The 14,756-nt window shown below is 72.5% G+C and carries 13 protein-coding genes; 7 read left to right on the forward strand and 6 right to left on the reverse strand.

Going from position 1 to position 14,756, the window contains the following annotated elements; translation table 11 throughout:
- Positions 1-210: 210 nt before the first annotated feature.
- Together ileS and IE172_RS35410 are read right to left on the reverse strand one after the other, a co-directional pair.
- Positions 211-3,354: an isoleucine--tRNA ligase gene (ileS, locus tag IE172_RS04310; RefSeq protein WP_190095688.1), complete on the reverse strand. Its 3,144-nt coding sequence runs from the start codon at positions 3,352-3,354 to the stop codon at positions 211-213.
- Between the two features lie 556 nt (positions 3,355-3,910).
- A complete protein-coding gene (locus tag IE172_RS35410) occupies positions 3,911-4,303 on the reverse strand; it encodes a hypothetical protein (protein ID WP_438817003.1) in 393 nt (130 codons plus the stop codon).
- 28 nt (positions 4,304-4,331) lie between these two features.
- On the opposite strand from IE172_RS35410, the gene IE172_RS35415 reads away from it, so the two are divergent.
- The 6 genes from IE172_RS35415 (at position 4,332) to IE172_RS04340 (ending at position 9,541) form a co-directional block, all read left to right on the forward strand.
- Entirely contained in the window at positions 4,332-4,880 is a 549-nt protein-coding gene (locus tag IE172_RS35415; protein ID WP_403376680.1) for a TraR/DksA family transcriptional regulator, read from the forward strand.
- 65 nt (positions 4,881-4,945) lie between these two features.
- Positions 4,946-5,629: a signal peptidase II gene (lspA, locus tag IE172_RS04320; RefSeq protein ID WP_190095689.1), complete on the forward strand. Its 684-nt coding sequence runs from the start codon at positions 4,946-4,948 to the stop codon at positions 5,627-5,629.
- A 52-nt stretch (positions 5,630-5,681) separates the two neighbouring features.
- Positions 5,682-6,626: an RluA family pseudouridine synthase gene (locus IE172_RS04325; protein WP_190095690.1), complete on the forward strand. Its 945-nt coding sequence runs from the start codon at positions 5,682-5,684 to the stop codon at positions 6,624-6,626.
- On the forward strand, positions 6,623-7,090 hold the full coding sequence (locus IE172_RS04330; protein ID WP_190095691.1) for a GNAT family N-acetyltransferase: 468 nt from the start codon (positions 6,623-6,625) through the stop codon (positions 7,088-7,090). Before IE172_RS04325 ends, IE172_RS04330 begins: the two co-directional genes overlap by 4 nt.
- An 81-nt stretch (positions 7,091-7,171) precedes the next feature.
- On the forward strand, positions 7,172-8,764 hold the full coding sequence (locus tag IE172_RS04335; protein WP_190096009.1) for a Na+/H+ antiporter: 1,593 nt from the start codon (positions 7,172-7,174) through the stop codon (positions 8,762-8,764).
- Between the two features lie 36 nt (positions 8,765-8,800).
- Positions 8,801-9,541 (forward strand): SDR family NAD(P)-dependent oxidoreductase, encoded by a 741-nt coding sequence (locus IE172_RS04340; protein ID WP_190095692.1) that lies wholly within the window; start codon positions 8,801-8,803, stop codon positions 9,539-9,541.
- 6 nt (positions 9,542-9,547) lie between these two features.
- Here IE172_RS04340 and IE172_RS04345 read toward each other — a convergent pair whose 3' ends face one another.
- Positions 9,548-10,663, reverse strand: coding sequence for a mechanosensitive ion channel family protein (locus tag IE172_RS04345; RefSeq protein ID WP_190095693.1), 1,116 nt, complete (start codon positions 10,661-10,663; stop codon positions 9,548-9,550).
- Between the two features lie 107 nt (positions 10,664-10,770).
- Between IE172_RS04345 and IE172_RS04350 the strand changes: the two genes are divergently transcribed.
- The gene (locus IE172_RS04350) at positions 10,771-11,346 is read left to right on the forward strand and encodes a dienelactone hydrolase family protein (protein ID WP_190095694.1); all 576 of its coding nucleotides are present in this window, start codon (positions 10,771-10,773) and stop codon (positions 11,344-11,346) included.
- A 13-nt stretch (positions 11,347-11,359) separates the two neighbouring features.
- On the opposite strand, the gene IE172_RS04355 is transcribed toward IE172_RS04350, so the two are convergent.
- The 3 genes from IE172_RS04355 to IE172_RS04365 all read right to left on the reverse strand — a co-directional run bounded on the left by IE172_RS04355 (position 11,360) and on the right by IE172_RS04365 (position 14,736).
- A complete protein-coding gene (locus tag IE172_RS04355) occupies positions 11,360-13,042 on the reverse strand; it encodes an alkaline phosphatase D family protein (protein ID WP_190095695.1) in 1,683 nt (560 codons plus the stop codon).
- A 91-nt stretch (positions 13,043-13,133) separates the two neighbouring features.
- Positions 13,134-13,946: a DsbA family protein gene (locus tag IE172_RS04360; protein WP_190095696.1), complete on the reverse strand. Its 813-nt coding sequence runs from the start codon at positions 13,944-13,946 to the stop codon at positions 13,134-13,136.
- A 79-nt stretch (positions 13,947-14,025) separates the two neighbouring features.
- Positions 14,026-14,736, reverse strand: a complete 711-nt coding sequence (locus IE172_RS04365; protein ID WP_190095697.1) for a hypothetical protein — start codon at positions 14,734-14,736, stop codon at positions 14,026-14,028.
- Positions 14,737-14,756 lie beyond the last annotated feature (20 nt).

A 14,756-nucleotide genomic window follows, 5' to 3' on the forward strand; every position in this document is an offset into this window, starting at 1 on the left:
ACGGCGTAGCAGTCGGCAGCGTTCAGGGCGGGGCCCCGGGTTCACCAACCCGGGGCCCCGCCCTTTCGCTACGCGCGTTCACGGAGTATGCGCCGTTTGTTCGGAGCGGGGCGGGGTGTCCGACGTACGCAATGCCGAAGGCCCGGGCCGGACAGGATTCCTCCTGTCCGGCCCGGGCCTCGTACGCGGCGGGCGCCGAGGCGCGCGCCCCTACGCCTTGCGCAGCCGGAACGTCAGGGACAGGCCCTCGTCGGTGAACGGGGTGCCGTACGTGTCGTCCGCCTCGCCCCGGTCGAAGTCCGTCGCCAGGACCTCGTCGGCGATCAGCCCCGCGTGCTCCGCCAGCGCGGCGTCCGTCGCCGGGTCCGCCGACGTCCAGCGCAGCGCGATCCGGTCGGCCACGTCGAGGCCGCTGTTCTTGCGGGCCTCCTGGATCAGCCGGATCGCGTCACGGGCCAGGCCCGCGCGGCGCAGTTCCTCGGTGATCTCCAGGTCGAGGGCGACCGTGGCGCCGGCGTCGGACGCCACCGACCAGCCCTCCCGCGGGGTCTCCGTGATGATCACCTCGTCGGGAGCGAGGGTGACCGTCTCGCCGTCGACCTCCACCGAGGCCGTGCCCTCGCGCAGCGCCAGGGACAGCGCGGCGGCGTCCGTGTGCGCGACCGCCTTGGCGACGTCCTGGACGCGCTTGCCGAACCGCTTGCCCAGCGCACGGAAGTTGGCCTTGGCCGTGGTGTCCACCAGCGAGCCGCCCACCTCGGACAGCGACGCCAGCGACTCGACGTTCAGCTCCTCGGTGATCTGCGCGCGCAGTTCGGCGTCGAGGCGGTCGAAGCCGCCCGCCGCGATCAGCGCCCGCCTCAGCGGCTGGCGGGTCTTCACCCCGGACTCCGCGCGCGTGGCCCGGCCCAGCTCCACCAGACGGCGCACCAGCACCATCTGCCGGGACAGCTCCGGGTCGATCGCCGACAGGTCCGCCTCCGGCCAGGAGGACAGGTGCACCGACTCCGGCGCGCCCGGCGTGACCGGGACGATCAGGTCCTGCCAGACCCGCTCGGTGATGAACGGGGTCAGCGGCGCCATCAGCTGGGTGACCGTCTCCACGACCTCGTGCAGCGTGCGCAGCGCGGCCTTGTCGCCCTGCCAGAAGCGGCGGCGCGAGCGGCGCACGTACCAGTTGGAGAGGTCGTCGACGAACGCGGACAGCAGCTTGCCGGCGCGCTGGGTGTCGTAGCCCTCCAGCGCCCTGGTGACCTGGTCGGTGAGCGCGTGCAGTTCGGACAGCAGCCAGCGGTCGAGCACGGGACGGTCGGCGGGGGCCGGGTCGGCCGCGCTCGGCGCCCAGCCGGACGTACGGGCGTACAGGGCCTGGAAGGCGACCGTGTTCCAGTACGTCAGCAGCGTCTTGCGGACGACCTCCTGGATGGTGCCGTGGCCCACCCTGCGCGCCGCCCACGGCGAACCGCCGGCCGCCATGAACCAGCGGACGGCGTCCGCGCCGTGCTGGTCCATCAGCGGGATCGGCTGCAGGATGTTGCCCAGGTGCTTGGACATCTTGCGGCCGTCCTCGGCGAGGATGTGACCGAGGCAGACGACGTTCTCGTAGGAGGACTTGTCGAAGACCAGCGTGCCGATGGCCATCAGCGTGTAGAACCAGCCGCGGGTCTGGTCGATGGCCTCGCAGATGAACTGCGCCGGGTAGCGGGCCTCGAACAGCTCCTTGTTCCTGTACGGGTAGCCCCACTGCGCGAACGGCATCGAACCCGAGTCGTACCAGGCGTCGATGACCTCCGGCACGCGGGTGGCCGTCGCACCGCAGCCGTCCTGCGGGCAGGCGAAGGTGACCTCGTCGATGTACGGGCGGTGCGGGTCGAGGCCCGACTGGTCGGTGCCGGTCAGCCCGGTGAGCTCCGCGCGGGAGCCGACGACCGTGAGGTGGTCCTGCTCGCAGCGCCAGATCGGCAGCGGGGTGCCCCAGTAGCGGTTGCGGGAGAGCGCCCAGTCGATGTTGTTGTTCAGCCAGTCCCCGTAGCGGCCGTGCTTGACGGTGTCGGGGAACCAGTTGGTGTTCTCGTTCTCCCGCAGCAGCTCGTCCTTGACGGCCGTGGTGCGGATGTACCAGGACGGCTGCGCGTAGTAGAGCAGCGCGGTGTGGCAGCGCCAGCAGTGCGGGTAGCTGTGCTCGTACGGGACGTGCCGGAAGAGCAGGCCGCGCTCGTCGAGGTCGGCGGTGAGCCGCTCGTCGGCCTTCTTGAAGAAGACGCCGCCGACGAGCGGCACGTCCTCCTCGAAGGTGCCGTCGGGGCGGACGGGGTTGACCACGGGCAGGCCGTAGGAGCGGCAGACCCTGAGGTCGTCCTCACCGAAGGCGGGGGACTGGTGCACCAGACCCGTACCGTCCTCGGTGGTGACGTACTCGGCGTTCACCACGTAGTGGGCCGGCTCCGCGAACTCCACCAGCTCGAAGGGGCGCCGGTACGTCCAGCGCTCCATCTCGGCACCGGTGAAGGTCCGGCCGGTGGCCTCCCAGCCCTCGCCGAGGGCCTTGCCGAGCAGCGGCTCCGCGACGACCAGCTTCTCCTCACCGTTCGTCGCGACGACGTAGGTCACCTCGGGGTGCGCGGCGACGGCCGTGTTGGACACCAGGGTCCACGGCGTGGTCGTCCACACCAGGAGGGCGGCCTCGCCGGCCAGCGGGCCGGAGGTGAGCGGGAAACGGACGAAGACGGAGGGGTCGACGACCGTCTCGTAGCCCTGCGCCAGCTCGTGGTCGGACAGGCCGGTGCCGCAGCGCGGGCACCAGGGGGCGACGCGGTGGTCCTGGACCAGCAGGCCCTTGCCGAAGATCTCCTTCAGGGACCACCAGACGGAGTCGACGTACTCCGGGTCCATGGTCCGGTAGGCGTCGTCGAGGTCGACCCAGTAGCCCATGCGGGTCGTCAGCTCGGAGAAGGCGTCGGTGTGCCGGGTGACCGACTCGCGGCACCGGGCGTTGAACTCGGCGATGCCGTACGCCTCGATGTCCTGCTTGCCGGAGAAGCCGAGCTCCTTCTCCACCGCCAGCTCGACGGGCAGGCCGTGGCAGTCCCAGCCGGCCTTGCGGGCCACGTGGTAGCCGCGCATGGTGCGGAAGCGGGGAAAGACGTCCTTGAAGACGCGGGCCTCGATGTGGTGGGCGCCGGGCATGCCGTTGGCGGTGGGCGGACCCTCGTAGAACACCCATTCGGGGCGTCCCTCGGACTGCTCCAGGCTCTTGGCGAAGATCTTCTGCTCGTCCCAGAACTTGAGCACCGTGTGCTCGAGGGCGGGCAGGTCGACCTGGGCGGGTACCTGGCGGTACGTCGGCGATGTCATCAGCGGGCTTCCTCCGGCGGACTTGCTGCCTTCCGTCCGGAGGGACGAGAGCTGTCGTGATCTCCTGCGCCGCCGTCGGCGCGCTCCCGCGGTACCACCCTCCTTGGCCCCCCGGCGCGACCCGCGCTCCGGTGAGCCCCCTCATTGGGGTCGCGATGCCGGTTCTACTCGCCGCGGTCGCGGCTTTCCTCCGGCGGCTCCGGGGTGATCTTCACGTCGCGCTCGCCCCCGGGCTCACACCGTCCCCGGGTCGCTCTGGGCTGCGTACGCCGCTACTCGTCCCCATCCACGCTTTTCGCTCCGCCCAGTGTACGGCGCGACGCGGAGAGCGGCCGACCGGATGACCGCTCAGCACATGACCTGATGTGCCCCGAATGGAGCGGTATGCCTGTTCGGATCCCGTGACGTCCTCCCGGGCGGCATACCCGGCGGGGAGCTGGGCACAACGCTTGCAGGCTCGCCGCGCCGCGTGCGCGGGGCGGGGTGACCGGGCGGTGCGCCCCGTTGCCGCGGGACCCGGGTCGATTTATCGTCCCAGCACGATTCGCGCGCAAGATCACATATGTGAAGGGGTCGCGGCCATGGTGGCGAAGAAGACCGCGCGGGGCACGGAGCAGGCGGACCCGGCGGCGGAGCCGACCCCGGAGAAGATCCCGCCGGCCGGGGGGACCGCCGTCCGCGGACGGCCGCCCTCCGCGGAGGCGTCCGGCGAGCGGACGGCGAAGGCGCCGGCCCGGACACCTTCCGGGAAGAAGACGGGCAGGAAGGCGGCTCCGGCGTCGAAGAAGACGGCCACCGGGAAGACCGCTGCCGGGAAGGCGTCCGCCGAGGAGGCGCCGTCCGCGAAGGCGGCCCGCGGCGGGGCGGAGCGGACGCCCGCGGGGAAGACCGCCGAGCGGACGGCGGACGGCGGGCAAGCGGGGCGGCGGGCGGCCGGGGAGGCGGCCACCGCCGGGACCAGTGGGTCCCCTCAGGATGTGGCCGGGCACAGCGCGGCCGATGACGCGGGCGCGGCGGAGGCCGCGGCGCAGACGGGAGTGACGACAGTGGGTGCGAAGAAGACCCCTGGCCCGGCGGCCACGGCGGAGAAGACCGCCGTACCCCAGGCCCGGTTCGCGGAGGTGGAGCCGGGCGAGCTCGCGGTGCGTCCCGGCGAGGAGCCCTGGACGACGGAAGAGGTCGAGGAGGCGCGGGCCGAGCTGATGTCCGAGGTGCTGCGGCTGCGCGAGGAGATCACCAACTCCGAGCAGGCGCTGGCCGGCCTGATGCGCGACTCCGGGGACGGCGCGGGTGACGACGACGCCGACACCGGCACCAAGAACATCACCCGCGAGCACGAACTCGCGCTCGCCGCGAACGCGCGCGAGATGCTCAGCCAGTTCGAGCGCGCCCACCAGCGCCTCGACGCCGGCACCTACGGCCTCTGCGAGAACTGCGGCGACCCCATCGGGAAGGCCCGTATGCAGGCCTTCCCGCGGGCCACCCTGTGCGTGGAGTGCAAGCAGAAGCAGGAGCGCCGGTACTGATCGGCGGGCGTGCGGACCGTGCCGTACCCTCGTCCTCAGTCAGGTACCTAGGCTGAGGGACTCACGTGGCAGAGGCGGAGCGCATCATCGGTACGCCGGACATCCCGGACGCGGACCGGGACGAGCAGGACCGGGACGGACAGCGGCGGGCCGGCACCGAGGGTACGGCGGCGGACACCGGGCGGCCCGGCACCGACGGTGCGGCGGCGGACACCGGGCGGCCCGGCACCGACGGTGCGGCGGCGGACACCGGGCGGCCCCGCGGCAAGCGGCGGATCGCCGTGCTGTTCGCCGTCGCCGCCTTCGCCTACGCCCTCGACCTGATCAGCAAGATGATCGTGGTCGCCAAGCTGGAGCACCACGAACCGATCGAGATCGTCGGCGACTGGCTGCGCTTCGAGGCGATCCGCAACGCGGGCGCGGCCTTCGGCTTCGGCGAGGCCTTCACCGTGATCTTCACGGTGATCGCGGCGGCGGTGATCGTCGTGATCATCCGCCTCGCCCGCAAGCTCTACAGCCTGCCCTGGGCGATCGCCCTCGGCCTGCTGCTCGGCGGCGCCCTCGGCAACCTCACCGACAGGATCTTCCGCTCACCGGGCGTCTTCGAGGGCGCGGTCGTCGACTTCATCGCGCCCAAGCACTTCGCCGTGTTCAACCTGGCGGACTCGGCGATCGTCTGCGGCGGCATCCTGATCGTGCTGCTGTCCTTCCGGGGCCTCGACCCGGACGGCACCGTCCACAAGGACTGAGCCCTCCGGCCTCCCGTACGGGAGTGCCGGAGCCGTCCGGCATACTCGACGGGTGAGCACGATTCCCGAGATCCGTACCCTGCCCGTGCCCGACGGCCTGGAGGGCGAGCGCGTCGACGCCGCCATCTCCCGCATGTTCGGCTTCTCCCGCACCAAGGCGGCCGAGCTCGCCGCGGCGGGGAAGGTCACGGTCGACGGATCGGTGGTCGGCAAGTCCGAGCGGGTCAGCGGCGGCGCGTGGCTCGAGGTGGAGATGCCGGGGGCACCCGCGCCGGTGCGGGTCGTCGCCGAGCCCGTCGAGGGCATGGAGATCGTGCACGACGACGACGACGTCGTGGTGATCGTCAAGCCGGTCGGCGTCGCCGCGCACCCCTCGCCGGGCTGGACCGGTCCGACGGTGATCGGCGGCCTGGCCGCCGCCGGGTACCGCATCTCGACCTCCGGCGCCGCCGAGCGTCAGGGCATCGTGCACCGCCTCGACGTCGGCACCTCCGGCCTGATGGTCGTCGCCAAGTCCGAGTACGCGTACACGTCGCTCAAGCGCCAGTTCAAGGAGCGCACGGTCGACAAGCGCTACCACGCGCTGGTCCAGGGGCACCCCGACCCGACCAGCGGCACCATCGACGCCCCCATCGGCCGTCACCCGCAGCACGACTACAAGTGGGCGGTCACCGCCGACGGCAAGCCGTCCGTCACCCACTACGACCTCATCGAGGCATTCCGCGCCGCGTCGCTGCTCGACATCAAGCTGGAGACCGGGCGCACCCACCAGATCCGCGTCCACATGGCCGCCCACCGGCACCCCTGCGTCGGCGACCTGACCTACGGCGCCGACCCCACGCTCGCCAAGCGGCTGCGCCTGACCCGCCAGTGGCTGCACGCCGTGCGGCTCGGCTTCGAGCACCCCGGCGACGGGCAGTGGGCGGAGTTCTCCTGCGACTACCCCGAGGACCTGCAGAAGGCCCTGGACCAGGTCCGCGAGGAGACCTACGCGTGAGCACCCCCTGCGTCGTCCGGGTGGCGCGCGACGCCGCCGACCGCGAGGCGTGCTTCGCGGTCCGCAAGGACGTCTTCGTCGCCGAGCAGGGCGTCCCCGAGGACATCGAGTACGACGCCCACGACGCCGGCGCGGTGCATGTCCTGGCGGTCGCCGAGGACGGCACCCCGCTCGGCACCGGACGGCTGCTGCACGGCCCCGCCGCCGCCGCGAAGAACGGCGGCGACCGGGCCGTCGGTTCCCTGGGCCGGCTCGCGGTGACGCGCCGGGCGCGGGGCCTGGGCGTCGGCGCGGCGCTGGTGCGGGCCGTCGAGGAGGCGGCCCGCGAGCAGGGCCTCACCGCCGTCGACCTGCACGCGCAGACCCACGCCCTGGGTTTTTACGAGCGCTTGGGGTACGAGGCCTACGGACCGGAGTTCCCGGACGCCGGTATGCCGCACCGGGCCATGCGGCGCGCGCTGTAGCCCGGATCGGCGAACGCCCTGGTGGGGGCGGCCGGCGTGGCAGTCTGGACTCCGCCGGCCGATCATCGACCCCTGGGAGCGCTGACCGTGGATCAGTTGGCCCTGCTGTTCGCCCTGCTGCTCGGGGCCGTGGTGAGCGTCCCCGTCGGGGAGCGGCTGAGGCTGCCGGCGCCGGTGCTGATGACGGTCCTCGGCATCGTCCTGGCCCTGCTGGAGTTCGTCCCGAACGTCGACGTCCCGCCGGAACTCATCCTCCCGCTGCTGCTGCCGCCCCTGCTCTACGCCGCGGTGCGCCGTACCTCGTGGCGCCAGTTCGCGGCGAACGTCCGGCCGATCCTGCTGCTGGCCGTGGCCCTGGTCTTCGTCACCACCCTGTGCGTGGCCGTCGTCGCCCACGCCATCGTGCCCGGGCTGCCGCTGGCCGCGGCCGTCGCCCTCGGGGCGCTGGTCGCGCCGCCCGACCCGGTCGCGGCGACCGCCGTCGCCGGGAAGCTGGGGCTGCCCCGCCGCCTGGTGTCGATCCTGGAGGGCGAAGGGCTGTTCAACGACGTCACGGCCATCGTCCTCTACCACGTGGCGATCGCCGCCGCGGTGAGCGGCACCTTCTCGCCCTGGCGGGCCGGTCTCGACCTGGTGCTGTCGGCCGTGGTGGCGATCGCGGTCGGGCTCGCGCTCGGCTGGGGCACCAACAAGGCGATCAGCGCCCTCGGCGACCCGACCCTCCAGGTGGCCCTGACCCTGCTGGTGCCGTTCGCGGCCTACGTCCTGGCCGAGGAACTGCACGGCTCGGGCGTCCTCGGGGTGCTCGTCACCGCGCTGTTCCTGGTGGAGTACGCCACCGACGCCGACGACGTCATGGCCCGGCTCGCCGGGCACACCTTCTGGGACATCGTCGACACCCTCGTCACCGGTGTCGCGTTCGGACTGGTCGGCCTCGAACTGCACAACGCGGTCGAGACCGCGGCCGGCCACTGGGGCGAGCTGCTCACCTGGGCGGGCGCGGTCGTCGGTGTGGTCGTCCTCGTCCGGCTGGCGTGGCTGCTGCCGGCCACCTGGCTGACGAAGCGGCTGCACACGTCGCGGGACGTCGGCGAGGACATCCCCGTGAGCTGGCGCGAGACCGTGGTGATGTGGTGGTCGGGGATGCGGGGGGTCGCCTCCGTCGCGCTGGCCCTGGCCATTCCGCTGGAGACCGACGGCGGGGACGCCTTCCCCGCGCGGGGCGAGATCGTCTTCATCGCGTTCGGCGTGGTGCTGGCGACGCTGCTGGTGCAGGGACTGAGCCTGACCTGGCTGGTGAACCGGCTCGGAGTGCGGGGCGACACCGAACGCGAGATGGAGTTCGAGCGGCAGCTGGCCCTCCGGGCGGCGAAGGCCGCCAAGCGCAGGCTGCGGGAGATCGAACAGGTCGAGGAACTGCCGGAGGAGCTCTCCGAGCAGATGCTGCGCCGGTCGTTCGACATCGGGGTGCGGATCAGCCCGGACATCGCGGAGGACGAACGGCGCGAGGCCTACCGGCAGCGGGCGCGGCGGCTGAAGCGGGTGCGGCGGATCGAGGGGGAGATGCTCAGCGCCGCCCGGCACGAGGTGCTGACGGCGCGCAGCGAGGCGGGCGCCGACCCCGAGGTGGTGGACCGGGTGCTGCGCCATCTGGACGTGCGCAGCCTGCGCTGAGCACCGCCGGCCACGCGTTGTTCGTAGGGTCGTGGCATGACTCGCAACGTTGTGATCAGTGGGGGCGGCACCGGGATCGGACTGGCCGCCGCGCGGGCGTTCGCCGCCGACGGGGACCAGGTGCTGCTGCTCGGCCGGCGCGGGGACGTCCTGGAGCGCGCGGACGTGCCGGGCGCCCTCACGTACGCCGCCGACCTGGCCGACCCGGAGTCGGTGCGGGGCGTCGCCGGCTTCGTGGGCCGGGAGCTGGGGGCGGTGGACGTACTGATCCACAGCGCCGGCGGCAACGGGCTGCTGGAACCCCCGGCCGGCGGTGACGATCCGTTGGAGGCCGTCGCCCGCGAATGGACCGTCAACTTCCGGCTCAACGTACTGACCGCGGTGCTCCTCACCGAGGCCCTGCGGGACCGGCTCGCCGAACCGGGCGGGCGGGTGCTGTTCCTCAGCTCCATCGCCGCCTACCGGGGCTCGGGGCGGGTGTCGTACGCGGCGGCCAAGGCGTCCCTGCACCCGTACGCCCACGACCTGGCCCGGCGGCTCGGCCCGCACGGCATCACCGTGAACGTGGTGGCGCCCGGCTACGTCGAGGACACCGCCTTCTTCGGTGACGGCCTGGACGAGGAACGGCGGGCCCGGCTGGTCGCCGAGACGTCGAACAAGCGCGCGGGGACGCCCGGGGACGTCGCGGCGACCCTGCACTGGCTCGCCTCCCCGGGCGCCGGACACATCACCTCGCAGATCGTCCAGGTCAACGGCGGCGCCGAGCGCGGCCACTGAGGCCGCTCAGCGCTCCCTCTGGTGCTGGTGCACCCTCCGGGCCGCCGGTATCCCGTCGGGGGAGCGGCGCCCGTTGAGCTGGGGCGGCAGCACCGCGTCGGCCGCGTTGACCCGGGGCAGGGCGTAGGGGTGCTCGGCGGCTAGCCAGCGGATCATCTGCTCGCGGACCGTGACCCGTACCGTCCAGATGTCGTCCGCGTCCTTGGCCGTCGCCAGGGCCCGGACCTCCATGGTGCTCGGGGTGCTGTCGGTCACGGTCAGGTTGTAGGTGCGGCCGTCCCAGGCCGGGCACTCCCGGAGGATGTCGCGGAGCTTGTCGCGCATCGCGTCCAGCGGGGCCGAGTGGTCGAGGTGCCACAGGACGGTGCCCGTCATCTGCGGGGTCCCGCGCGACCAGTTCTCGAACGGCTTGGACGTGAAGTACGACACCGGCATGGTGATCCGGCGCTCGTCCCAGGTGCGCACGGTCAGGAAGGTCAGCGTGATCTCCTCGACCGTGCCCCACTCGCCGTCCACGGTCACCGTGTCGCCGATGCGGACCATGTCGCCGAAGGCGATCTGCAGCCCGGCGAACATGTTGCCCAGCGTGGACTGGGCGGCCACACCGGCGACGATGCCGAGGATTCCGGCCGAGGCCAGCAGGGAGGCGCCGGCCGCGCGCATCGCCGGGAAGGTCAGCAGCATCGCCGCCACGGCCACCACCCCGACGACCGCCGTGACCACCCGCTGGATCAGCGTCACCTGGGTGCGCACCCGGCGGACCCGGGCGGGGTCCCGTTCGCGGTGGGTGCTGGCGTAGCGCGTGTACGAGGTCTCCACGATCGCGAGCGCGATCCGGATCGCCAGCCAGGCGGCCGATCCGATCAGCACCAGCGACAGGATCCTGCCGATGGCGACCTCGTGGTCCGGCAGCAGCCGGGCCTCGTCGTAGGAGCCTCTGAGCAGCGCCGCGCAGAGCACCAGCTGGTACGGGACGCGGGCACGGCGCAGCAGCCCCCACAGCGGTGTCTCGTGGTGGCGTTCGTCGGCCTTGCGCAGCAGCAGATCGGTGGCCCAGCCGAGCAGCAGCGTGAGCACGACCGAGCCGCCGACCACGATCAGTGGGCGGAGCACGTCATCCATGCCCCCGAACCTAACCGGCTCCGCGCGGGCATGAACATGTGACTTACGCACGGTCGCGGGTACTGCCGTGATCCGGTCCCGTCACACCTGCTGGCACCATGGGCGGCATGAACATCATGCTCTTTCACTCGGCCTACGGACCGAGGCCCGCGGTGGCCGAGGCCGCCGGCCGGCTGCGCGCGGCCGGTCACGAGGTGTGGACGCCCGACCTGTTCGAGGGCCGTACGTTCGACTCGGTCGAGGAGGGCGTGGCGTACAAGGAGGAGACCGGCAAGGACGAACTGCTGAAGCGGGCCGTGCTGGCGGCGGCGCCCTACTCGGAGCGCGGGCTGGTGTACGCGGGCTTCTCCTTCGGCGCCTCGGTGGCGCAGACGCTGGCCCTCGGCGACGACAAGGCGCGCGGACTGCTGCTCCTGCACGGCACGTCGGACATCGCGGAGAACGCCGCGGTGGACGAACTCCCGGTGCAGCTGCACGTCGCCGAGCCCGACCCGTTCGAGACCGACGACTGGCTCACCGCCTGGTACCTGCGGATGGGCCGGGCCGGGGCCGACGTCGAGGTGTACCGGTACGCGGGCGCGGGCCACCTCTACACCGACCCCGGGCTGCCCGACTACGACGAGGAGGCCGCCGAGGCCACCTGGCGGGTGGCTCTCGGCTTCCTCGACTCGCTGGAGGACTGACCGGGCGGGCCGGTCAGACGGGTTCGTACACGCGCTCGGCCTTCTGCGTGCCGCTGCGGGTGCGGTAGGAGCGGGCCCAGGCGGACGTGGCGTCCGCCCGCGTGCGGCTGGACACCACGTAGTAGTCCATCTGCGCCCGCTCGGCGGTGACGTCCAGCACGCCGTAGCCGTGGCGGTCGGTGTCCACCCAGTGGACGTGCCGGTTGGCGGCCCGGATCACCGGGGCGGCGAGCGCGGTGACGGTGCCCTCGGGGACCTTGACGATGTCGTCGAGGTTGTCGGAGGTGACGGAGGTCACGACGAACTCCGTGGCGGCCGAGGGCGACAGCGGATAGGTGCCGGCGTTCACCGGCACGTCGTTGGCCCACGCCATGTGGATGTCGCCGGTGAGGAAGACCGTGTTGCGGATGGCGTTCGCCCGCAGGTGGGCGAGGAGTTCACGGCGGTCGTCGGTGTAGCCGTCCCACTGGTCGGTGTTGATGGCGAGCCCCTCCTGCGGGAGGCCCAGCAGCTTCGCGAGCGGCTTCAGCACGCTCGCGGGGAGGGAACCCACGGCGAACGGCGAGATCATCACCGAGGTGCCGACCAGCCGCCAGGTGGTGTCGGACGCCGTCAGGCCGGCCTTCAGCCAGTCCAGTTGGGCGCGCCCGGTGAGGGTGCGCTCCGGGTCGTCGACGTCGCCGTCGCCGGTGGAGACCTGCTGGGAGCGGAAGGAACGCAGGTCCAGCAGGGACAGGTCGGCGAGCCTGCCGAAGCGCAGCCGGCGGTAGGTGGTGCCGGCCAGCGCGGGACGCACCGGCATCCACTCGAAGTAGGCCTGCTTGGCCGCGGCCTGACGCGCGGCCCAGGTGCCCTCCGCGCCCTCGGTGTGGTTCTCGGCGCCGCCCGACCAGGTGTCGTTGGCGATCTCGTGGTCGTCCCACATGGCGATGACCGGCGCCGTGGCGTGCAGGGCCTGCAGATCGGGGTCGGTCTTGTACGTCGCGTGCCGGAGCCGGTAGTCGGCGAGGGTGACGATCTCGTGGGCGGGCGCGTGGGCGCGGACGGCCTGGCCGCGGGTGCCGTACTGGCCGGCGGCGTACTCGTAGATGTAGTCACCGAGGTGCAGCCAGGCGTCCAGGTCGCCGCGGGCCGCGAGGTGGCGGTACGCCGAGAAGTGGCCGGCCTCCCAGTTGGAGCAGGACACCACCCCGAAGCGCAGACCGGTCACGACGGCGTCGGCGGCCGGGGCGGTGCGGGTGCGGGCGGCGGGGGAGTCGGTGGTGCCGGCGGAGAAGCGGAACCAGTAGTCGGTGGCCGGCCGCAGGCCGCGGATGTCCGCCTTGACGGTGTGGTCGGAGGCGGCGGTGGCGAGGGTCGAGCCCCGCGCGACGACGTCGGTGAACGCCTTGTCGCGGGCCACGGTCCAGCTCACCTCGGTGTCGGGACCGAGCCCCGAGCCGGGTATCGCCTCCGGCACGGGCGTCACCCGGGTCCACAGCAGCACACCGTCCGGCAGCGGGTCGCCGGAGGCGACTCCGTGCAGGAAGGCGGGGGCCTGCTGGACCGCCCGGGCGGGCAGGGCCGCGGCCAGCGGTCCGGCCAGCGCCGCGGTGGCGGCGGCCGCCTTGACGACCGTACGGCGGCGCGGGGTGAGGGAGTGGGCGTCCGCGGTGGCGGAGACGGCGCTCTCGGATGATCTGTGTCGACTGGTCACAGCCGACCAGGCTACTGACAGGTACACGCGAAAGCGGGCGAACTCGAGGAAGTTCGCCCGCTCTTCGGCGCGCCGTCAGCCGGCCCGGGGATCAGCCCTTGAGGGCCTTGTCGATGGCCGTGGTGAAGTCCTCGGGGGTCATGGGGGTGCTCTGCCCGTCCGCGCCGGTGACCTTCTTGCCGTCCATCATCAGGCTCGGCGTGCCCTCGACCTCGCTGTCGTCGAACGTGTCGGACATCTCCAGCGCCCACTTGTCGTAGGTGCCGTCCTTCACGGCCGCCTGGAACTCCTTGTTGTCCTTCAGGGCGTCCACCGAGTTCGCGATCTTGATCAGGTACGCGTCGTCCTTGAACTTGTCGTCGGACTCCTCGGGGTGGAACTCGGCCGAGTAGAGCGCGCTCTTGTACGCCAGGAACGCCTCGGGGCTGACGTTCAGCGCGGCGCCCAGGGCGCTCAGCGCGTTCTTGGAGCCCTCACCGGTCAGGTTGCGGTCGAGGAAGGAGGCGCCGATGAAACGGATCTTGTACTTGCCGTCCTCGACGTCCTTGTCGATGGTCCCGCCGACCGACTGCTCGAACGAGGCGCAGATCGGGCAGCGCGGGTCCTCGTACAGCTCCAGCGTCTTCTTCGCCTCGGGCTTGCCGATGACGACGGTCGTGCCGTTCTCACCGCTGGAGTTGGCGGGCTTGACCAGCTTGTCGTCCGCCGCGGCCTCCCAGTAGTCGGGCTTGTTCGCCTGGACGACCGCGTAACCTATGCCGCCGGCCACGGCCAGGATGCCCACGGCCGACAGGGCGACCACGGCCTGCCGCTTGGCCTTCGCCTTCTTCGCCTGGCGCTCGCGCTCCTCGCGCAGGCGCTCCCGGGCCGCCGTCTTCGCTGCCTGGCTGTTCCGCTTGCTCATGGTGATGTCTCCACGGGGGGACGCACACGGGGGTGTGCGGGATGTGTACAGGGGGACTGCTGGTGCTCGGAGGGTCGCCTCAGGCGGAGGCGGCGGAGCACGGCGGTCCGCGGCGTCCCAGGGAGTGCGCGAGGAGCGGGGTCCGGGCGACGGCGGTGCGGACGGCCGGGCGCGCCGGACGGAGGATCTCCGGGGCCCGGCGCACGGACACCGCCGCGACCGCCAGCAGCAGCGGCCGGACCGCCGTCGAAGCGGTCGCCGCGAGCGCGCTCAGCAGCTGCTCCAGCGCGCGCTCGCCCCGGCGCAGCCAGGCGGCGGCGAGCAGACCGACCCCGACGTGCGCGCCGAGCAGCATCCAGGCGGTGGCCGGGTCGGCCTGGGAGAGCAGCACCGCCAGCCGGTCGCCGCCTTCGCCGGCGGGCCCGGTGACATGGGCGAGGGGCGCGCCCACGCTGGTGCCGTCGCCGCAGAGCACGTCGAAGCCGACGGAGCGCAGCGGGCCCGCCACGGGGCCGCCCATCCGGCCGTAGCAGAGGTGCTGGCCGGTGGTGAAGACCGTGTCGGCGGCCAGCTCCAGCGGGATCAGCAGGGCGGCGATCCGTCCGAAGGAACGCTCCCGTCCCGCCAGGGCGTACGCCAGGAGGAACACGGCGGCGGCGATGGCGACCACCGTGTTCAACGGCAGCGGAGCCCCGGACAGCAGCACGTGCGACGCGGCGCTGAGGGTCACGACGACTGCCGTGAACAGCGCCGCGCGTACGGCTCTGAGCTGGGTTCCGGATATGTCCATGGCGGGAACGAGTGTGTCAC

Origin of the sequence: Streptomyces griseoflavus (genome assembly GCF_014649995.1) — a bacterium.
Lineage (GTDB): Bacteria > Actinomycetota > Actinomycetes > Streptomycetales > Streptomycetaceae > Streptomyces > Streptomyces griseoflavus.

Coding starts and splice junctions, on each gene's coding strand:
- IE172_RS04345 (WP_190095693.1), bottom strand. CDS start 10,663: ATGGATGACGTGCTCCGCCCACTGATCGTGGTCGGCGGCTCGGTCGTG.
- IE172_RS04340 (WP_190095692.1), top strand. CDS start 8,801: ATGACTCGCAACGTTGTGATCAGTGGGGGCGGCACCGGGATCGGACTG.
- ileS (WP_190095688.1), bottom strand. CDS start 3,354: ATGACATCGCCGACGTACCGCCAGGTACCCGCCCAGGTCGACCTGCCC.
- IE172_RS04350 (WP_190095694.1), top strand. CDS start 10,771: ATGAACATCATGCTCTTTCACTCGGCCTACGGACCGAGGCCCGCGGTG.
- IE172_RS04365 (WP_190095697.1), bottom strand. CDS start 14,736: ATGGACATATCCGGAACCCAGCTCAGAGCCGTACGCGCGGCGCTGTTC.
- IE172_RS04360 (WP_190095696.1), bottom strand. CDS start 13,946: ATGAGCAAGCGGAACAGCCAGGCAGCGAAGACGGCGGCCCGGGAGCGC.